Below are 20708 nucleotides of genomic sequence, written 5' to 3' on the forward strand. Positions count from 1 at the left end.
CTCTCCCCCGGAGGGTGCTAACTACGCCAAGCGTTCTCCGGCACCGCGACGACGGTTGAACGCCCAGGCACCCTAGTTCTTAGTCCATGAATCAGCTCATGAAAAGGAGAGTCCGAGTGTCGGTCTCGATTAAGCCTCTTGAGGATCGTATTGTTGTTCGCCCGCTCGAAGCAGAGCAGACCACGGCTTCCGGCCTGGTCATTCCGGACTCCGCACAGGAGAAGCCGCAGGAAGGCGAAGTTGTTGCAATCGGCCCCGGCCGCTTCGATGACAACGGAAACCGCGTACCGGTTGACGTAGCTGTTGGCGACGTCGTCATCTACTCCAAGTACGGTGGAACCGAAGTCAAGACCGGCGGCAACGAGTACCTCGTTCTGTCCGCCCGCGACGTCCTTGCGATCGTCGTAAAGTAACTTCCCGGAGCCCCGCACCGCCGTCGAGTTGGAATGATTCCAGCCGCCAGCGGTGCGGGTTTTCTGTCTTGAAAGGACACAACCATGGCAAAGCAGCTTGCTTTTAACGATGCTGCCCGCCGGTCTCTTGAGGCCGGTATCGACAAGCTCGCCAACACTGTCAAGGTGACGCTTGGTCCGCGCGGCCGCAACGTCGTGCTGGACAAGAAGTGGGGCGCACCCACCATCACCAACGATGGCGTAACCATCGCCCGTGAAGTTGAGCTTGATGACCCCTACGAGAACCTTGGCGCACAGCTGGCCAAGGAAGTAGCCACCAAGACCAACGATGTTGCCGGCGACGGCACCACCACGGCCACCGTGCTGGCACAGGCCCTGGTCAAGGAAGGCCTGCGCAACGTTGCTGCCGGCGCCGCTCCTGGCGAGATCAAGCGCGGCATCGAGGTTTCCGTTGAAGCAGTCGCAGCCCGTCTCCTGGAGAATGCCCGCGAAGTTGAAGGCACCCAGGTTGCCAGCGTTGCAGCCATCTCCGCGCAGAGCGACGAGGTTGGCGAACTGCTGGCCGAAGCGTTCGGCAAGGTTGGCAAGGATGGTGTCATCACCATTGAAGAATCCTCCACCACCCAGACCGAACTGGTCCTCACCGAGGGCATGCAGTTCGACAAGGGCTACCTGTCCCCGTACTTCGTCACCGACGCTGAGCGCCAGGAAGCCGTCCTCGAGGACGCCCTCATCCTGATCAACCAGGGCAAGATTTCCTCGCTGCAGGACTTCCTGCCGCTGCTGGAGAAGGCCCTGCAGGCAAACAAGCCGCTCTTCATCATTGCTGAAGACATTGAAGGCGAAGCCCTGTCCACGCTGATCGTCAACCGCATCCGCGGCACGCTCAACGTTGTTGCCGTCAAGGCTCCGGGCTTCGGCGACCGCCGCAAGGCCATGCTCCAGGACATCGCCACGCTGACGGGCGCCCAGGTTGTTTCCCCGGACCTTGGCCTGAGCCTGGACACCGTTGGCCTCGAGGTACTCGGTACCGCACGCCGCATCACAGTCACCAAGGACAACACCACCATTGTTGATGGTGCCGGTACGGCTGAGGACGTCGCTGACCGCGTTGCACAGCTGCGCGCCGAGCTTACCCGGACGGACTCCGACTGGGACAAGGAAAAGCTGCAGGAACGCCTGGCCAAGCTGGCCGGCGGCATCGGCGTGATCAAGGTTGGCGCAGCCACCGAGGTTGAGCTGAAGGAAAAGAAGCACCGCATCGAGGACGCTGTTTCCTCCACGCGTGCAGCCCTCGAAGAAGGCATCGTTTCCGGTGGCGGTTCCGCTCTCATCCACGCCCTCAAGGCACTGGACGAGTCCCCGGCCGTCAAGGCGCTGGAGGGTGACGCAGCAGCTGCTGTGGGCATCGTCCGCCGCGCCCTGGTCCAGCCGCTGCGCTGGATCGCCCAGAACGCTGGCTTCGACGGCTTCGTTGTTGTTGCCAAGGTTTCCGAGCTGGAAGCAAACCACGGCTTCAACGCCAAGTCCGGCGAGTACGAGGACCTGATCGCCGCTGGCGTGATCGACCCCGTGAAGGTCACCCGTTCGGCTCTCCGCAACGCCGCTTCCATCGCTGCTCTGGTTCTCACCACCGAGACCCTGGTTGCCGAAAAGCCGGCTGAGGAAGAAGACGCACACGCAGGCCACCAGCACTAACGGCCTGGTTTAACAGAAGCCCCGGTCACGTTGACCGGGGCTTCTGTTGTCTGCGGCTTTCCGCGGGGCGGCTATTGTGAGCGTACGACGGCGGCGGTAACCTGACGCTACTAGGGCGGCTTGGGTGCGTCATTCGGTCTGTTCCCGGTCGCAAGGTGAGCCATGACAGTTCCGGACACAGACTTGGATTTGGGACGCTCGGCCTTCCACGAGCGCCGTTGGCGCGATGCGCTTGAGTGCCTCACCCGCGCCGATTCAGAGGGCGGACTCCCTCCGCAGGACATCGAATTGGCGGCATCTGTGGCGATGCTGCTTGGCTTGAATAGCCAAAGCATTGAGTACCTGACCCGGGCGCATGACGAATTCCTGACCATGGGAGACACTGACAGCGCCGCGAGGTGTGCGGCCTGGCTTGTTATGTTCCTGATGGACATGGGAGAGCCGGCCCGTGGAAACGGGTGGTTGTCCCGTGCCAAGCACGTGCTGGAAGGTATGTCAGGTCCCTGTGCAGCCGAGGGATACCTCATGATTCCAGCGGCCCTCGGTTTGTTGCGCAGTGGAGCCCCGGCAGCTGGACACGGTCTGTTCGCCAAAGCCTTGGAGCTGGGAACCTCCTTCCACGACAAAGACCTCCAGGCCTTGGGCCGGCTCGGTGTCGGCACCACCCGCGTTTCCCTCGGGCACGTGGAAGAAGGTTTGCAGCTTTTGGATGAAGTGATGGTCTCTGTCACCTCAGGTGAGGTCTCTCCCATCCCCGCAGGGATCATCTACTGTGCAGTCTTGGGCAGTTGTCGTCTTTCCAACGATGTGCGCCGCGCCCACGAGTGGACTGCGGCCTTGGAACGCTGGTGCGGGGATCGCCCGGACATGGTGATGTTCAGTGGACAATGCCAGGCTTACCGTGCCGAACTGTTGATACTTCACGGAGCGTGGGAAGAGGCCCTGTCGGTGGCGCGGGCCGCCGAAGGCAGGGTGCGGAAGGGCGACCCGGATGCCACGTTTGGATCCTGGTATCAACAGGGCGAAGTACTTCGCCTGCAAGGTTTCCTGGAGGAAGCGGGGAAAGCCTACGCCATAGCTGCCGGGACCGGATTCGAACCTGTTCCCGGCATCGCGCTGCTTGAGCTGGCCGAGCACAAAACGGCCCAGGCACAGGCCACCATGCGGCGGGCGATGGCAGGGGCCGACCCAGCCAATCGACGTCGCTTGCTGCCTGCCGTCGTCGAGGTTGAACTTGCCGCTGGCGACGCGGCTGCTGCCAGGCTCGCGCTGGACGAACTGTCCGAGCCTCTTCAGCAGGGCAGCCGTCCATTGGAGATGGCCCTGGTTGCCTATGCCGCTGCCCAGGTGCTGTTGGTCGAAGCCGAGCCCCAGGCCGCGCTTCGTGAGGCGAGAAGGGCGTGGCGGATCTGGTACAGCCTCGAAGCTCCCTATCAGGCCGCCCGGTGCAGGGTACTTGCGGCGCGTGCGTGTGCCCTGTTGGGCGATCCCGATTCTGCCGCCATGGAGTTCGAGGCTGCCAAAGCCGAGTTGGCAGATCTTGGGGCGATGCCGGCAGTAGCAGAGGTCCTGGAACTCACCGGCGAGAAGAACAAAGGCAGCTCACCGCTGACTGACCGCGAGGTGGAAGTGCTCCGGCTGGTGGCCGGTGGGCACTCCAACCGAACCATCGCCCGGGAGCTTTACCTCAGTGAAAAGACAGTGGCCAGGCATGTGAGCAACATTCTTTCCAAACTCGCGGTGCCGTCCAGAGCGGCCGCGACCGGCTACGCCTTTGAGCACGGCCTGATTCGCTGAAAACCACTGCGAGTGGTCAGAAATACCCATCCCGCTGGAAATGAGTGGCTCACTTGACCGATGCGGACCCAGGCGCCGCGCTCATAGCGTGGCTCCTATCAGGTCACAGCAAAGATCAGTGATCCACTGCAAGCGAGATAGGAGACGATGATGTCCGTTCACCACAATCCAGAAGTTGACACCGTCATTGTGGGTGGCGGCCAGTCCGGGCTCGCGCTCGGGTACTGGTTGGCAAGGCAGGGCAGGAACTTCCTCATCCTGGACCAGCACCAGAAACCAGGGGATGCTTGGCGTCAACGCTGGGACTCCTTGCGCCTCTTCACTCCGGCCAAGTATGACGGCCTTCCCGGCGCACCTTTCCCCGGCGACCCCTTGGCATTTCCCACCAAGGATCAGCTGGCTGACTACTTGGAAGACTATGTGCGCCGCTTTGAATTGCCTTACGTTGCCGGCGTACGCGTGGAGGACATCAGCTCTGAGGGTGAGGCTTTCGTGCTCCGGTCGGGAGACCGCGAATGGAGAAGCAGGAATGTGGTCATCGCCACAGGTGGTCACCGTATCCCCAAAGTTCCTGCCTTCGCGGGCGAACTGGATCGGAGCATCCTTCAGCTGCACTCTCAGGATTACAAAAACCCCGGTCAGTTAAAGGAAGGCCCTGTCCTGGTGGTGGGCCTGGGCAATTCCGGTGCGGAGATTGCCCTTGAAGTTGCCCGCTCCCGGCCCACACTTCTTGCTGGCAAGCCCAGCGCCGAGATGCCTATGCGGCATGGCCGTGCAGCTGCGCGTTTTGCCCTGCCGGTAGTCCGCTTCCTGGGCCTTTACGTGCTCAACCTCAATACCCCCATGGGACGAAAAGCGGCTCCCAAGTTCAAATCCATGGCGGCCCCGCTGATCCGCACCAAGAGCAAGGACCTGGCCGCTGCCGGTGTCCGCCTCCATCCCAGGTTGGCTGGTGTGCAGGACGGACTCCCGGTACTGGAAGATGGGACGCAGGTGGAGGCCGCGAACGTCATATGGTGCACTGGCTATCACGAGGATTACTCATGGGTGAACCTGCCGGCATTCGACAGTCACGGGGAACCGCAGCAGACCAGGGGAGTGGCAGACAGCGTCCCGGGCCTGTACTTCCTTGGCCAGGAGTTCCTGTTCGCGGCAGCCTCGGCAACGCTGCCCGGTGCCTGCCGGGACGCCCGATACCTCGCCGGGCGGGTCACGGCGCCGCGTTCCAGCGGCCTCGTCAACGTGTAATAGCTCACGTCGTAGTGGGTTGTGCCGGGCGTCAAGGTTGAGGAGCGCCAGGAGTATCAGCACAGGTCACGCACAGGTTTGGGTGGCAGAATGTATGGCTGGACCTGTGCTGATGGGGCATCGAATGGCGGCCGGGAACACTCTCCCACATGGGTTGCGTGACTGAAAACGCGTAATATTGATGCTTTGTGCCACAGCTTTGAGGAACTGCCTACCGTGACGACGCCAACGATTCCAGCCCCTGCCCACCACGGTAGGCGGGCTTCCGGACCCGTTGCGAAATCCAAATTCCGACCCGAAATCCAAGGCCTTCGGTCCTTGGCTGTCCTTATGGTGGTGAGCTACCACATCTGGATCGGCAGGGTCTCCGGCGGCGTTGATGTCTTCCTTTTGATCTCCGCATTCCTTATGACTCTCCAGTTCACGGGCCGGTACAAACAAGGCCGTCCCATGGACCTCGTGCGGCACTGGCTGCACTTGTTCAGACGGCTGCTACCCGCCGTGGTCGTGGTTCTTGTGTCAACTCTGGCAGCAACCTTTATTTTCCTGCCGGCCACGCGATGGTTCGAGATTGTCCAGCAAACCTGGGCGTCGCTGTTCTACTTCGAAAACCGGCTGCTGCAGGATCTGGCCGTGGACTATTACGCCACTGACCACAGCATGGCCAGCCCTGTGCAGCACTTCTGGTCGCTGTCCATCCAGGGTCAGGTATTCATTCTGTGGCCCGTCATTTTCGCCACTGCAGCGCTGGTGTGCCGACGCTTCGCCCTGCGATACCGGGCCACGTTGGTGTACGTCTTTGCCATCATCTTCCTGGTCTCGTTTGTCTACTCCATCATTTTCACGGCCAGCAATCAGGCAGTGGCATACTTCGATACCTTTGCCCGTTTGTGGGAGTTCGCCCTGGGCACGTTGGTGGCGTTGATTCTTCCCGCCCTGAACTTTTCCAAACCTGTCCGTATTGTCATGGGCTGGGTTGGTGTGGTGGCGATGCTCACGTGCGGCATCCTGCTGCAAGTACAAACGGCCTTCCCCGGATTCGTCGCATTGTGGCCAACACTGGCTGCGGTGGCCGTTATTGCGGCCGGACAGACCGGAAGCCGTTTCGGTGTGGACCGGATACTGAGTTCCAAATTCCTGGTACGGCTCGGTGACAATTCGTATGCGCTCTACCTCTGGCACTGGCCCATCCTGGTGATTGCTTTGGCCTGGAGCGGAAAGGATCACGCTGGCTGGCTGTCCGGCACGGCAATCGTGGCGTTGTCGCTCATCCTGGCTTTCCTCACCACCAAATTCGTGGAGAAGCCGTTCCGCGAATGGAAATGGCCCGAGGTAAAGAGGCGCCGCTCGGTCATCGCGATCGTGGCCTGCCTGGCCGTGGTGTCCGCACCCCTGATGGCATTCCAATACCGCCTGGACCTGGACCAGCAAGCTGCGGAGGCGCGGATGGTCTTTGATAACCCCGGCGCGAAGGCCCTCCTGCCCGGCTACGTCAATGAAGCGGCTCCGAATGCGCTCACTCAACCCACCGCTGAAAGGATTGGGCGTGACTGGGCCAATCTGCCCAACGGATGCTCCGGTGACACGAAACCCGAATCACAGCTGCTGCAGGACAACTGCAAGCAGAACGGCGTGGGAGATGATGCCACCAAGACGGTCCTTGTTGTAGGCAACTCCCACTCCCAGCAATGGCTTGCTGCCATGGAAGTGCTGGCGGAGCAGCACCATTGGCGCCTCTACTCCTTGCTGTACGGGGCGTGTCCCTTTATGACTGAAGATCCCGAGTCCGAGCCGGGCTGCAACAAGTTCAACAGTGAAGTGCGCAGCCATATCCGGGAACATGCGCCGGACGCCCTTTTCATGGTGGGTACGGCGGCTGTTTCCTCCTTGCCCGATGAAAGACTGACACACGGATTCGAGGATCTCATTCCCGAGGTCACGGGGCTGGGCATCCATGTAGTGGCGGTGCGTGACAATCCGCGGTTTACCTACAGCCTGACGGATTGCACCCTTTCCAAGGGGGTGGACAGCCCGGATTGCCGCCCGCTCAAAGCTGACGTCCTGGCCGAACCCAGCCCCTTTGATGCGGTGACTGGCAAGTACCAGAACCTTTCCTTGCTGGATATGTCCGACCTGATGTGCCAAGGACTCTATTGCCCGCCGATCATCGGTAATACGTTCGTCTACCTGGATGACAACCACCTGACCAAAACCTACGTCAAGAGCATGGCAGGCATGTTGGATGAAAGGTGGTTTACCGCGACAGGGTGGCAGCGATGATGGAGAAGAAGGCCGCCGCACCGGCCACTCCCGCAGAAAAGCCCGCGACCCGGGCCAAACCAGGCTTCCGGCCCGAAGTCCAGGGGCTGCGTGCACTGGCTGTGCTGATGGTTGCGGCTTACCATATCTGGCTCGGTAAGGTTTCCGGCGGCGTGGACGTCTTCCTGCTGATTTCGGCTTTCCTTCTGACATTGTCCTTCACACGCAAGCTCGAAAGTCGCACGCCACTAAGGCTTGTGCGGCACTGGCTGCACGTGTTCAAGCGTCTGCTGCCCGCTGTCGTCGTTGTCCTGCTGGCGATCCTCGTCGGCACCTGGGCATTGATCCCGCAAAGCAGGTGGCCGGATGTCCTCACCGAGGCGTGGGCATCGCTGATGTATCGCCAAAACTGGCAGCTTGCCGCTTTCGCGGTTGACTACTACGCCCAGCAGCACGTGGACGCCAGCCCGCTCCAACATTTTTGGTCGTTATCCGTCCAAGGCCAGGTGTTTATTCTGTGGCCTTTGATTTTCGCCGGGGTCGGCCTTGCCCAGCCGCTGCTGGCCAGGCTGTTCCCGCAGCGGAAGGCCGTGGGCCACAGGCAACTGCTGTTCATCACCTTCGGTGCGGTCTTTCTGGCATCGCTCGTGTTCTCCGTGGAGCAGACCGCCACCAACCAGGCATACGCGTACTTTGATACCCGTGCCCGTCTGTGGGAGTTCGCCCTGGGTTCCCTGCTTGCCTTGGCGATTCCCTATCTGAAACCGGGACGCCGGCTCCGTGTCGTCCTGGGCTGGGCCGGTATTGCTGCGATGCTAGCGTGCGGGCTGGTGCTCCCCGTGGATCGTTCCTTCCCGGGTTTTGTGGCTCTCTGGCCAACCCTTGCAGCCGCGGCCGTGATCGTCGCCGGCCACAGCGGAAGCCGCTTTGGCGCAGACCGTCTCCTGAGTTCGCGCCCGCTGGTGGTGCTGGGGGACAACTCGTACGCCCTGTACCTGTGGCACTGGCCGGTGTTGGTGTTCTTCCTCCTGGCCTCCGGCACCAAGCAGCCGAGCCTCCTCCAGGGCTTGGGAATCATGGCGGTTTCCCTTCTCCTCGCGGTAGCCACCACGAGGTTCGTCGAACTTCCCTTGCGCAGCTGGAAGTGGCCGGACGTGCGGTCCTGGCGGGCCGCCGTCGTGATTGCTGCCTGCGGTGCGCTGCTGGCGCTACCTGTCACCGCCTGGCAAAGCGCCATCACCGCGGAAGCGGCAGCGATTGCCGATCAGCCTCACGAACTGACGCCCGGCGCGGCAGCGCTGGCCCCGGATTACGCAGGTAAGCCGAGCGAAGAAGCCCTGATCATCCCGGCGCCGGCGGCCATGAAGGACGAATGGGCCAACGTAGACGGCGCGTGCACAGGGGACAATGTGCCCACCGACCCCGTGTTGGAGGGATGCCTGCAGAATGAGGAACCCGAGGTAGTCACCAAACGAATTGTGGTGTTGGGTGATTCCCACTCCCAGCAGTACATGGCCGCACTTGGCCCGATTGCCAAGCAGCACGGCTGGGAAGTGGTCACGCTGCTCAAGGGTGGGTGCCGGTTTGGCGCGCAATCGCCGGAACGCCCGGAGTTCTGTAACGACTTCAATAAGGCGAGTTCTGCCTACGTTCTGGAACACAAACCCGACGCCGTGTTTACGGTGGCATCGCTGACGCACGTTGACGCGCCTTTCGAGACCGAAGTCCCCGGTTACCTTGAAGGCATCAAGCCGTTCACGGACCTGGGAATTGATGTGGTGGGTGTCCGGGACAACCCGCGATTCAGCTTTAACATGCCTGAGTGCGTCCAAAAAAAGGGCAAGGATTCTCCCGACTGCAACGTTCCGCTTGAAGAATCCTTGGCGGCTTCCTCACCCTTGGATGACTACGTCGGCAAGGTTGAAGGGCTCCATCTCATGGACATGAGCGACTTCATCTGCGAGCAAGGGACATGCCCGGCTGTTGTGGGGAACGTCTACGTCTACAAGGACGACAACCATCTTTCCAAGACCTACGTGCAGACCATGATTCCAATGTTTGAGGAGCGGCTGCTCGCCGCTACCGGCTGGTCCGCCAGCTAGGTTCGCTGTCCGGCGGTTTTAAACGCACGACGCCGGCCTGCCGCCAGTGCGATTGCTCACAGTCGGGCGTCGCGGAATATGGCGATAGGCGCGGAGGTTCTAGTATTTATCCAATACCTTCTGCGCAGGCAACTTCTGCACAGGTACCTCATGCACAGGCCAGTCCCGTAATGACGGGCTGGTCATCAGTTGCAACCCCTACCAGTTAAGCCCCCGGAAACCCAGGTAAGAGGCGCACACTCATGACCCAGCCCGAACACGATCCCTTTGGCTTTGTTGGCCTGACCTACGACGACGTCCTGTTGCTGCCCGGCCACACGGACGTCATCCCGTCCGACGCAGACACCTCGTCACGCATTTCCAGGCGCATCTCCGTCCAGACGCCCTTGCTTTCAGCAGCAATGGACACGGTGACCGAGTCGCGCATGGCCATTGCCATGGCCCGCCAAGGTGGTTTGGGCGTGGTTCACCGCAACCTTTCCATCGATGACCAGGCCGAGCACGTTGACCGCGTCAAGCGCAGTGAATCCGGCATGATCACCAACCCGCTGACCATTGGCCCGCAGGCAACGCTGCAGGAACTGGACGAGCTGTGTTCCCGCTACCGCGTGTCCGGCCTTCCCGTGGTGGACACGGACGGACGCCTCCTGGGCATTGTCACCAACCGCGATACCCGCTTCATCCCGGAATCGGAATTTCCGCTGCGTAGCGTCAGCGACGCCATGACCAAGATGCCCCTCATCACCGGTCATGTGGGCATCAGCCGTGAAGAAGCCTCGCACAAGCTGGCCACCAACAAGATCGAGAAGCTCCCGCTGGTTGACGAGCAAGGCCGCCTGATGGGCCTCATCACCACCAAGGACTTCACCAAGGCCGAACAGTACCCGTTGGCCACCAAGGATGACGAAGGCCGCCTCCGCGTGGGTGCCGCAATCGGCTTCTTCGGTGACGGCTGGGAACGCGCCATGAAGCTCATCGACGCCGGCGTGGACGCACTGTTCGTTGATACAGCCAACGGACACTCCCAGGGCGTGCTGGACATGATCCGCCGCCTGAAGTCCGATCCCATTGCTGCGCACGTGGACATCATCGGCGGCCAGGCTGCCACCCGGGAAGGTGCCCAGGCACTCATCGACGCCGGCGCTGACGGCATCAAGGTGGGCGTGGGTCCCGGATCCATCTGCACCACCCGCGTTGTTGCCGGTGTTGGCGTGCCGCAGATCACCGCTATCTACGAATCTGCCAAGGCCGCGATCCCGGCAGGAGTTCCGCTGATCGCCGACGGCGGCCTCCAGTACTCGGGCGACATTGGCAAAGCGCTGGTTGCCGGCGCAGACACCGTCATGCTGGGCTCGCTTCTGGCCGGTTGCGAGGAATCCCCGGGTGACCTGATTTTTGTCAACGGCAAGCAGTTTAAGAGCTACCGCGGCATGGGTTCGCTGGGAGCCATGCAGTCCCGCGGCAAGAACACCTCCTACTCCAAGGACCGCTACTTCCAAGCGGACGTTTCCGGCGACGACAAGCTCATCCCGGAAGGCATCGAGGGCCGTGTGGCCTACCGTGGTCCGCTGGCTTCGGTTGCTTACCAGCTGGTTGGTGGCCTCCGCCAGACCATGTTCTACACCGGCGCCCCCACCATCCCGGAACTGAAAGCACGCGGCAAGTTCGTCCGTATCACCCCGGCAGGACTCAAAGAGTCCCACCCGCATGACATCCAGATGACTGTTGAGGCACCCAACTACGGTTCCCGCTGATCCATCACCTGCATCAACAGTTGTTCCCCGTGGAAGTTTCCACGGGGAACAACTGTTTAACATGACGCGGCAGAATTGTCGGTCCCGAAGAATAGGCTGGGCACATGTCAGAAAAGCCCGCGCAACCGCGGCACCCGGAGTCGATCAGGCTAAATGCCTTCCCACCGGGCAAGACGCCGCCCCGCAAGTTGGCCCTGCGTCCTTATGCACGCGCCGTCGGGCAGGTCCTCAAGGTGAGTTTCAAAGCCTCACCTGGTGCGGTCATCATGAAGGTGGCAGGGTCCTTGATTTCGGCCACCCTTCCGCTGGTCACCACGTATTTCGCGGCCCTCACCACCACCGCGCTGGCAGCAGGTTATGCGGGAGACCCCGACGCCGGTCCACGGGCCATCCTGTACGTCATCATCACGGCGGCGCTGGGCTTGTTCTGGGGAGCCTTCAACAGCGTGGACCGGTACATCCAGCAGCTGATGAGCTTCAAAGTCGGTGCGATCGTGGGGGACATGATGTACCAGCGTTTTCTGGCGTTGGAGTTCTGGCGCTATGACGACAAAGAAACAGTGGATCTTTACGACCGCGCCAAAAGGTTCTCCGATTCTTACGCCCGTGTGCTGGACCGTATCGCAGCCATTTTCACCCAGTTCGTCTCAGTGGTCCTGGCCATTGGTGCTTTGTTGCTTGTCAGCTGGTGGATCGCGGTCATTGTGCTGGTTGCCATCGTGCCCAGCGTCTACCTGCAGTTCAAACTGTCCCGCGAGCAGATCGCGCACTGGAATACGCAGGTGGATTCGCGGCGGCAACGCCGCATGATCGAACAGAACCTCCTCCGGCCCCAGCACATCGCAGAGATGCGGCTTTACGGGATCGTTGGGTATCTCATGGACCTGAGGTCGAGGCTTCGCGACGCTGACGAACGCAGGCGCCTTGATTTCCAAAAGCGCTACATCCCCAAGCAGCTGGCTGCTGATGCCCTTCAATACGGAGCCGAGGTTGTGTCCTTGATTTGGGTGGTGGGGCAGATCATCGCGAGGGCGCAGCCGGTGGGGCAATTCCTTTACGTGCAGCAGATTGTGAGCCGTGCCCTGTCCACGGCCAACAGCCTCGTCTCGTCGCTGAGTTCCATTGATGAGGACCTGGCCAACCTCAAAGACTACGAGCTTTTCATGGCACTTCCCGTTCCCAGCGGACAAGAGGAACCGCTCCCGAAGTCGCCAACCATGGTGGAACTGCGGGACATCCGGTTCAGTTACACCGGGAGCGACATTGAGGTCATCAAGGGCATATCCATGACCATCAAGGCCGGCCAGCACATCGCCATTGTGGGGGAGAACGGTGCCGGCAAGTCCACGCTGATCCGCATCCTGGCTGGTTTATACCGGCCCGATTCCGGCCAGGTCCTTCTGGACGGCGTGGACCTCACCACGATTGACGTCACCAGCTGGCACCGGCACCTCGCGGTTCTGAGCCAGGAGTTCCTGAAATACGAATTCGCTACCGCTGCGGAGAACATCTATCTGGGAGATGTTGACCAGCCCCGTGACGACACCCGCATCCGGCGGGCGGCCTCGGACGCCGAAGCCATGGAGTTCATCAACAAGTTGCCCAACGGTCTGGAGAACCACGTCAGTAACTGGATGGAGGACCCCAGGGGACGGAAGGGAAGCGGGCTTTCAGGTGGCCAATGGCAGAGGCTGGCGATGGCCCGTAACTTCTACCGGGATGCCTCGTTCATGGTCATGGACGAGCCCACATCTGCCATTGATGCCCTGGCGGAGCACCGCATCTTCACCAGGCTCTTCGCGGACCGGAGCAGCACCATCATTGCCATCAGCCACCGCTTGGCCACCATCGAGAAGGCGGACATCGTGTACATGCTGGAGGACGGGCGCGTTGCTGAGCAAGGGACACACAAGGAACTCGTAGCGTTGCGGGGCCGCTATTTCCGGATGTTCGAATCTCAGCTCTCCGTGGATGAGAGCACTCAGAACACACCCTGAGGCTTAGAGCGGGCCGTATCCTGCGTTGCCGTAGGGATCACGCCACGTGGCGAGGTCCTGCTCCAGAAGCGCCCGGAAGTGGGGATCAGTTGCAGCCTTGCGGCGAAGCGACTCCCTCGAACGGCCCGCGATGGTGGCCGGGACGATGATCCCAACCACCAGGAGCGACACCATGAAGGCAAGAACCGTAACCAGCGTTAGCAGCGCGGCAGGATCCTGCCAGGTGGACGGTTTGGCCGTGAAAGCAAACAGTCCCGTGAAGACGAGCAGGACGAACGCCACAAAAGAGAATGCACCGCGCAGGTTTCCAGGACCACGATTGACCAGCGCCCGGTCTGTCCGTGGCAACCGGTTCCTAACCCGCGCGAAGTAGATTCCGCACAGGACGGCGAGGGCTGCGCCGGGAATGCCGAGGGCAGCCAGCGTTACCGGGGTGCCGAGCCGAACAGCTAGGACTACACCCAGGAGGACAAGGAACCCGCCCACTCCGATTCCCGCAGCCCACGCGCCCATGTAAGCTCCTCGGGCGCTGGCGAGCTCACGCAGGCGGGAACGCGCATTCGTCGGGGTGATGTCCGAGAGCTCCGGGGAAAGCCAATAGTCAAGGGAACGGTCTGAGTGGTAAAGCGGTGCAGGACCTGACTGGTAGCTCACCGGGGCTATCGCTCCAAGCCTGCGCGGACCCGTGCGTCGAGTTGATCACGCGTTAGGGCCGTAGAGTCGAGATTTTCGCCTTCGCCCGCAGCGATTGACAGGGAACCGTCGGCCTCAGCTTTGACGTGCACCGCTCGGGAGGTTCCGTCGTTGAAGTGCCGGCGGGTAGTTGCGGCCGCGGGAAAGCCGTCCGGCGCCTGATTCAGGTAATAGTCAGCCATCTGCACTGCGGTGGTGACCATACCTTCGGAGCCCGTAATGGGGTGCAGCTCGTGAACGCCGTACTTGCTCAGATTGAGCAACAGGGCACCCTGCTCGGCGCCGAACATGAAGGAAACGTGTTCCGAGGCCGGGGTGACCAGGGCTGTTTCCAGCCATGCCGTGGCATCCGCCAGGACAGCCGTAACGGTGGCGGCTGGCCCAACCGGCAGGAGTGCGTCGTTTTCGATCTTCATCAACCCACGTTCCAACAGCGTGGCAACACCGGCCTGTTCCAGCGGCGACCCGGCGGCGTGATCGAGGCGGAAGAGGGTCTGGCATTTCAGTGCGCCGTCGGTGCCGGCCAGCGCAATGAGGGCGATGAGCTCGTGTTCGGTGATGAGCAATGCCTGGGTTTCTTCTGTCTGGGTGGTCATTTCTGCCTTCTGTTATGGGTTGCTCTGTCCAGTGTAGGAAGTGGCGCGATCATGTAAGCCATCCCCAGACCTTCTTTGCGCCGTCGGCTATTGCTCCGGCGGCGTCCTGTGCTCCTTCCCAGACATGTTCTGCGCCATCAGCGATCATGGAGGACGCGGAGTCGTAGCCCATGTTCGTCGCCAGGAGGCCTAAGCCACCCCAGGCGATGCCAGCGATGGCGCAGGCAGGGCCAACCACCGGAAAAAAGCTACCCACGGCCAACGCGGCGGAGATTCCGCCGTCCACCGCCATTCCGGGATGACCCGTCTGGATACCCTGGTAGACCTGAATTCCGCCGGTGACAAAGCCCAAGGCCCCCGACAACCGCCCGAGCATTGAACTGCCGTTGAGCAGTTGGGTGCCCCTGACATACCCGGCGCCTGCCGCCTGGCCGTACTGGGCACTGAGCCAAGGCCACCGGGTCAGTTCCGTGACCAACCCGCCCTTGGCCATCTGGGTAAGAATTGAGTCCGTCGCCAAACCGCTGGCGGTGACGAGGGCGTTGCCGGCCCACCAACCCTGGCTGCCGGTGACGCCCAACAGCCCCTCCCACCCAGTGGTCGCGGTGTCGTCGTTGACAGTGCCGCCGGGAGCCTGCGGGCTGTTGGCCTCCGTAGACCCTCCGCTGGAGGACCCGCCCTGGGTGCTGGCCTTTTGCTGTTCATCAGCCTGGGCGCGCAGCATTCTGGAGGCGTCATCCAAGGAACGGGAGGCCCTGTGCAACATAGGCCGCAGGGTGCTGCTCCATTCGCGGCGAAAGCGCTCGCCGTCGGCTCCCTTCCACGCAACGCCCGAGATCAGGCCATTGACCTGGAGTTCCTGGTTCTGGAGCCGGCTTCCCGCTTGTCCCATTTGTTGGGATAGCGAGTTGAGCTGTTCAATGTCGGCTCCGTATAACCCAGGCGCCATGGTTCCCCCTTGCAAGATGTGCGTATGGTTTCGCAGGCTATCGGATGCGTCCGGGCCTCTGCCATGGGCAGCCCTGCCCATGTGGAAAGCTGCCCGGCACGCGCGGGGATGCTCCCGTTGCCGGGGACACACTTGATTCCTCGAATCGGGGTTCCGGGAGGGGTCCAGTAAAGTAAGAGCCGTGACTTATGAGATTGAGATTGGCCGTGGCAAGCGTGGGCGTCGTGCCTACTCCCTGGATGACATCGCGATCGTTCCCAACCGACGGACGCGTGATCCGAAGGACGTCTCGGTTTCGTGGCAGATCGACGCCTACAAGTTCGACATGCCCGTCATCGCCGCGCCCATGGACTCGGTGATGTCACCTGAGTCCGCCATCGCCTTGGGGCGCTTGGGCGGGCTGGGTGTCCTGGACCTTGAAGGACTGTGGACCCGCTACGAAGACCCGCAGAAGGTGCTCGACGAGATCGCCGCCCTGGCGGACGAGACCAGTAGCCCAGCCGTCACCCGGCGCATGCAGGACTTGTACCAGGCTCCCGTGCAGCCGGAACTCATCAGCTCCCGCCTGGCTGAGATCCGCGCCGCGGGCGTGACCGTAGCCGGTTCCCTCACGCCGCAGCGCACCCAGGAGCACTACAAGACTGTGGTGGCTGCCGGCGTCGACATCTTTGTTATTCGTGGCACCACCGTCTCAGCCGAGCATGTCTCCAAGAACCACGAACCGCTCAACCTCAAGCAGTTCATCTACGAACTGGATGTTCCCGTCATCGTTGGCGGTGCAGCCGGATATACCCCTGCCCTTCACTTGATGCGAACAGGTGCTGCCGGCGTCCTGGTCGGATTTGGAGGCGGCGCCACAAGCACCACCCGCCGTGCGTTGGGTATACATTCACCCATGGCTTCCGCTATCTCCGACGTCGCTGCCGCCCGCCGCGATTACATGGACGAGTCCGGCGGACGGTACGTCCACGTCATTGCCGACGGCGGCATGGGCAGCTCCGGCGACATCGTCAAGGCAATCGCCATGGGTGCGGATGCCGTAATGCTCGGAAGCGCCCTTGCCCGCGCCGAAGAGGCCCCTGGCCGTGGCTGGCACTGGGGTCCGGAAGCCCACCACCTCGAGTCTCCGCGTGGTGACCGCGTCAACGTGGGCACCGTGGGCCCGCTTGAGGAGGTCCTGTTCGGACCAGGCCACCATACCGATGGAACGTCCAACCTGATTGGCGCCCTGCGCCGCTCGATGGCGACCACCGGCTACTCGGACCTGAAAGAGTTCCAGCGGGTGGACGTCGTCGTCTCGCCGTATCTCGGCTAAGCCTCCGGGAGCCCCTGCCCAAGGCGGCGAGCAGCAAGTAGGGTAGGGGACTACCAAGCTGTTGCGTTTGAGGAGGGGTCCGATGAGCAATGTCGCAGGCGGTCCACAGGTGAATTCACCGGGAGCACTAAGCCCGGAATCCCGCGCCGCATCAATCGAAGTCTTAAAGTCCACCGCCCAGGCGGGCAAAGAGCTCGACATCCTGATTGTCGGGGGCGGTGTGGTGGGCGCCGGTGCGGCTTTGGATGCCGTGACGCGTGGCCTCACCGTAGGCATCGTGGAGGCAAGGGACTGGTCGTCCGGTACGTCGTCCCGATCCTCAAAGCTCATTCACGGCGGACTGCGGTATTTGGAGATGCTGGATTTTGGCCTCGTCCAGGAAGCGCTCCAAGAGCGGGGGCTGCTGATACAGCGCATCGCACCGCACCTGGTGCGCCCAGTACCTTTTCTGTACCCACTGACCCGCCGTATCTGGGAGCGCCCGTATGTGGGTGCTGGGATTATGCTCTATGACACTCTGGGTTTGACGTCCGGCAACAGCCGGGGCGTCCCCATGCATAAGCACCTGTTCCGGCGTGGAACCCTCCGCGCGGCTCCCAGCCTCAAGGAAGATGCCTTCGTAGGTTCCATCCGCTATTACGACGCACAGGTAGACGATGCGCGTCTGGTGGTCAACGTCGTAAGGACCGCGGCACACTATGGAGCCCACGCAGCGAATCGCGTACGTGTGGTGGACTTCCTCCGTGAAGGGGAACGCGTTGTTGGGGCCAAGGTGGAAAACCAGGAGGACGGTAGCGTCTTCGAGATACGGGCCAAGCAAGTGGTCAACGCCACTGGCGTCTGGACTGACGAAACGCAGGCTATGGTGACCGACCGTGGCCAGCTCAAGGTCCGCGCGTCCAAGGGAATCCACCTTGTGGTGCCGCGCGACCGGTTCCAGTCCACCGTCGGGCTGATTCTTCGCACGGAGAAATCAGTGCTCTTTGTGATCCCTTGGGGTCGGCACTGGATTATCGGCACTACTGATACGGATTGGACGCTGGACAAAGCCCACCCGGCAGCTTCCAGCAAGGACATCGATTATGTGCTGGAACATGTCAACAAGGTCCTCAAGCGCCCGCTGACCCGTGAGGACGTGGAAGGCGTTTACGCAGGCCTCCGCCCGTTGCTGGCCGGGGACAATGACTCCACCGCCAAGTTGTCCCGCGAGCACGTAGTGGCGCATCCAGTGCCCGGACTCGTGGTGGTAGCCGGGGGGAAATACACAACCTACCGGGTCATGGCCAAAGATGCCGTGGACGAGGCAACAAGGGCCATGGATGAACGTGTTCCATCCAGCTGCACCGAAACCATTCCGCTGCTCGGCGCCGAGGGATTCAAAGCCGCATGGAACCGGCGCGGCAGGTTGGCGGAACAGGCGGGAGTGCATGTGGCGCGGGTGGAGCACCTGCTCAACCGTTTTGGCTCCATGACCCCCGAAGTTCTGGAAATCATCGCCGCCCGACCCGAATTGGGGGAGCCTCTTCCCGGTGCGGATGACTACTTGGCTGCCGAAGTCGTCTATGCAGCAACCCATGAGGGCGCACGGCACGTTGACGACGTCTTGACCCGCCGCACCCGCATCTCCATCGAAGCATGGGACCGGGGTGTGTCTGCCGCGCCCGTAGTAGCTAAGCTGATGGGAGAAATCCTTGGCTGGAGCGAGACTCAGCGCGAAAGCGAAATCAAGCACTACCTGGCGCGAGTGGAAGCTGAACGGCTTAGTCAGCAGCAACCCGACGACGAATCGGCCGATGCTGCGCGCATGGGAGTGGATGACATCGTTCCCCTCCGCTGACCAGCTCAAGGAATTGAGGCCTGCAGGCCACACGGAGGGAACACAACTTGGCTGAACCACTTGACCGGTACGATGCGGAACTGACAACCCCGGATACGGTCATTCTTGAACTTGTTGCCCAAGACAAGATCGATGCCGCGGCGCAACTGGCTCACAGGCTCTATGCAGCCGGCAGGATTACCAACCTTGAGGGCTTCCTGGAGCAAGTACATTCACGGGAGCACCAGCTTGCCACCGGCCTTCCGGGCGGCATCGGTCTGCCGCATGCCCGCAGCGAATTCGTGGACAGGATCTCCATAGCCGTAGGGGTAACCAAATTTGGCCATGCCTTGGACTTCGGAGCCACCGACGGTCCGGCAACCCTGATCCTCCTGATCGCCACGCCTGCCAGTTCCTTCTCCGACCACCTCGAGGTTCTGGCCACGCTGGCCCGCTCCCTGTCCAAAGAGTCCTTCCGCGAGTCCCTCCGGCGGGCGCATGACCCCGAAGTCATCTCCGAGCTCATCAACTCCAGCCTGGTGTTCTTCGACCACTAGGGCGTTTCGTTGTTCTACAGCCGGACGAAGTACGGTTAAGGGGTGTTGAAAACCGCGTTGAAACCCCGCTGGATCGCAGGACTGATCTTTGCGCTTCTGTTGTCCGGGGTGTTTGTGCTGCTCAGCCAATGGCAGCTCAGCCGGTCCGCCCAGCATGAGCCCCCGGCACCGTCCAGCATCGAAGAAGTGAAACCCCTGGTGGACGTCCTCCAACCGGGCCAGTTCTTTCCCGGCTCGGTTTCGGACCAGATGGTCACGGCCACGGGTACCTACGATCCCAGCAAGCAGGTCCTGGTTGAAGGCCGCCTCTACAACAACCAAAAGGGCTTCTGGATCGTCTCCGCCTTTGCCGTCAATGACGCCCCCACGCTCAAGGGCGCTGGTGCCTCACCCAAGACGTGGATTCCGGTAGCCCGCGGGTGGGTGGCGGATGCCGCCCAAGCCGGCCCGCCGCCGTCGGGAACCATCACCGTGACGGGCCGCCTCATCCCGTCCGAAGCGCCGCTTCCAAACGTCGACGCCGGCCCGGACCGCGCGTCCGCAGTCTCAACGGCGGAACTCATCAATAAATGGGAAGTTTCCAGCTACCAGGGCTTTATCGCAGCTACCACGGAGGTGGCCGGAGGCGCGCAAATTCCCCTCGGAGATGACGTCAAGGCACTGAACATTCCTCCCCAGCCTCCTGCGGAGCAGGTCAACTGGCTGAACCTCTTCTATGCGGTGGAATGGGTTGTCTTTGCCGGTTTCTCGATCTTCATCTGGTGGCGCCTGGTGAAGGACGACTACCGGCGGGACTTGGAAGAGGACGAATTCGACGACGAATTCGCCGATGACGACTTGGACCAGGCAGGCCACCCCGAGGCAACTACAGAACCTACAAACCCAGAGCCAGAACAAAAGGTGCAGCAATGATTGAGCCAAAACCGGCTATCCAGCCCGAACAGTCCGGACCCAAGCCCAGGAAGCGGCGTTTCGGCGGGACGGAAGCGCAAATTCGTTCGGCGTTGAAGTTCTACAAGGTCATGGCCTACCTCACGGGTGCCATGCTTCTCCTGCTGTGCGCTGAATTGATTGCCCGTTACGGCTTTGGCGTCTCGCTCTTCGCGGGCGGCACGAACGCAGTGACGGGCCAGCCGTTTGGCTTCGGTTTCGCTGAATCCGAACCCAAGGGCGTCATTGGCGGCTTCAACATTTCCACCTCGATTCTGATTGTGCACGGTTGGATGTACGTGGTTTACCTGGTCTCCAACTTCCGCTTGTGGTCGCTCATGCGCTGGCCGTTCTCCAAAATGATCCTTTTGGCACTTGGTGGAGTCATCCCCTTGCTGTCCTTCATCGTGGAGAAGAAATTCCACGCGCAGGTTGAAGCGGAACTCGCAGCCAATCCGCAGGCGTCCAAGCGCTACTAGCACCTCACGGCGTCCCGGTGTGAGATGCCTAACGGCGGGGCCGTTTTGGTCCTCTGACGCCTCTGCCAACGTGCACCGGGACGGCTCGGCAAAGTAGTCTTGTCT

General features: G+C 61.7%; 16 protein-coding genes. 13 read left to right on the forward strand and 3 right to left on the reverse strand.

The annotated features are described in order from the left end of the window. The first annotated feature begins 116 nt into the window (after positions 1-116). The 8 genes from groES to HAV21_RS01180 all read left to right on the forward strand — a co-directional run bounded on the left by groES (position 117) and on the right by HAV21_RS01180 (position 13268). Positions 117-413, forward strand: coding sequence for a co-chaperone GroES (groES, locus tag HAV21_RS01145; protein ID WP_011775524.1), 297 nt, complete (start codon positions 117-119; stop codon positions 411-413). A gap of 84 nt (positions 414-497) precedes the next feature. Continuing rightward, the gene (gene groL / locus HAV21_RS01150; RefSeq protein ID WP_062073085.1) at positions 498-2111 is read left to right on the forward strand and encodes a chaperonin GroEL; all 1614 of its coding nucleotides are present in this window, start codon (positions 498-500) and stop codon (positions 2109-2111) included. A gap of 162 nt (positions 2112-2273) precedes the next feature. Continuing rightward, the gene (locus HAV21_RS01155; RefSeq protein ID WP_166839973.1) at positions 2274-3908 is read left to right on the forward strand and encodes a response regulator transcription factor; all 1635 of its coding nucleotides are present in this window, start codon (positions 2274-2276) and stop codon (positions 3906-3908) included. A gap of 150 nt (positions 3909-4058) precedes the next feature. Further along, on the forward strand, positions 4059-5156 hold the full coding sequence (locus HAV21_RS01160; RefSeq protein ID WP_166839975.1) for an NAD(P)-binding domain-containing protein: 1098 nt from the start codon (positions 4059-4061) through the stop codon (positions 5154-5156). A 216-nt stretch (positions 5157-5372) separates the two neighbouring features. Continuing rightward, positions 5373-7436, forward strand: a complete 2064-nt coding sequence (locus HAV21_RS01165; protein WP_166839977.1) for an acyltransferase family protein — start codon at positions 5373-5375, stop codon at positions 7434-7436. Continuing rightward, entirely contained in the window at positions 7433-9517 is a 2085-nt protein-coding gene (locus tag HAV21_RS01170; protein ID WP_166839979.1) for an acyltransferase family protein, read from the forward strand. The genes HAV21_RS01165 and HAV21_RS01170 overlap by 4 nt, the downstream gene beginning before the upstream one ends. Positions 9518-9759: 242 nt before the next feature. Continuing rightward, positions 9760-11271, forward strand: a complete 1512-nt coding sequence (gene guaB / locus HAV21_RS01175) for an IMP dehydrogenase (protein ID WP_142938418.1) — start codon at positions 9760-9762, stop codon at positions 11269-11271. Between the two features lie 104 nt (positions 11272-11375). Then, positions 11376-13268: an ABC transporter ATP-binding protein gene (locus HAV21_RS01180; RefSeq protein ID WP_166839981.1), complete on the forward strand. Its 1893-nt coding sequence runs from the start codon at positions 11376-11378 to the stop codon at positions 13266-13268. Between the two features lie 3 nt (positions 13269-13271). Here the strand turns inward: HAV21_RS01180 and HAV21_RS01185 are convergent, their stop codons facing one another. From HAV21_RS01185 to HAV21_RS01195, 3 genes are read right to left on the reverse strand one after another with little or no spacing between them, the layout of a single operon-like run. Then, entirely contained in the window at positions 13272-13922 is a 651-nt protein-coding gene (locus HAV21_RS01185) for a hypothetical protein (RefSeq protein WP_166839984.1), read from the reverse strand. A 5-nt stretch (positions 13923-13927) separates the two neighbouring features. Further along, positions 13928-14557, reverse strand: a complete 630-nt coding sequence (locus tag HAV21_RS01190) for a hypothetical protein (RefSeq protein ID WP_142938421.1) — start codon at positions 14555-14557, stop codon at positions 13928-13930. A gap of 49 nt (positions 14558-14606) precedes the next feature. After that, positions 14607-15506, reverse strand: coding sequence for a hypothetical protein (locus tag HAV21_RS01195; RefSeq protein WP_166839986.1), 900 nt, complete (start codon positions 15504-15506; stop codon positions 14607-14609). A gap of 181 nt (positions 15507-15687) precedes the next feature. On the opposite strand from HAV21_RS01195, the gene HAV21_RS01200 reads away from it, so the two are divergent. The 5 genes from HAV21_RS01200 to HAV21_RS01220 all read left to right on the forward strand — a co-directional run bounded on the left by HAV21_RS01200 (position 15688) and on the right by HAV21_RS01220 (position 20603). Further along, complete coding sequence (locus HAV21_RS01200; RefSeq protein ID WP_024817526.1) at positions 15688-16821, forward strand: GuaB3 family IMP dehydrogenase-related protein; 1134 nt, start codon at positions 15688-15690, stop codon at positions 16819-16821. An 82-nt stretch (positions 16822-16903) separates the two neighbouring features. Next, on the forward strand, positions 16904-18658 hold the full coding sequence (locus HAV21_RS01205; protein ID WP_166839988.1) for a glycerol-3-phosphate dehydrogenase/oxidase: 1755 nt from the start codon (positions 16904-16906) through the stop codon (positions 18656-18658). Positions 18659-18705: 47 nt separating this feature from the next. Then, positions 18706-19194 (forward strand): PTS sugar transporter subunit IIA, encoded by a 489-nt coding sequence (locus HAV21_RS01210; RefSeq protein ID WP_142938424.1) that lies wholly within the window; start codon positions 18706-18708, stop codon positions 19192-19194. A gap of 42 nt (positions 19195-19236) precedes the next feature. Then, complete coding sequence (locus HAV21_RS01215) at positions 19237-20106, forward strand: SURF1 family protein (RefSeq protein ID WP_166839990.1); 870 nt, start codon at positions 19237-19239, stop codon at positions 20104-20106. Beyond that, entirely contained in the window at positions 20103-20603 is a 501-nt protein-coding gene (locus tag HAV21_RS01220) for a DUF3817 domain-containing protein (protein ID WP_166839992.1), read from the forward strand. Before HAV21_RS01215 ends, HAV21_RS01220 begins: the two co-directional genes overlap by 4 nt. The last annotated feature ends 105 nt before the right edge of the window (positions 20604-20708 follow it).

This window comes from Paenarthrobacter sp. MSM-2-10-13 (assembly GCF_011605365.1).
GTDB lineage: Bacteria > Actinomycetota > Actinomycetes > Actinomycetales > Micrococcaceae > Arthrobacter.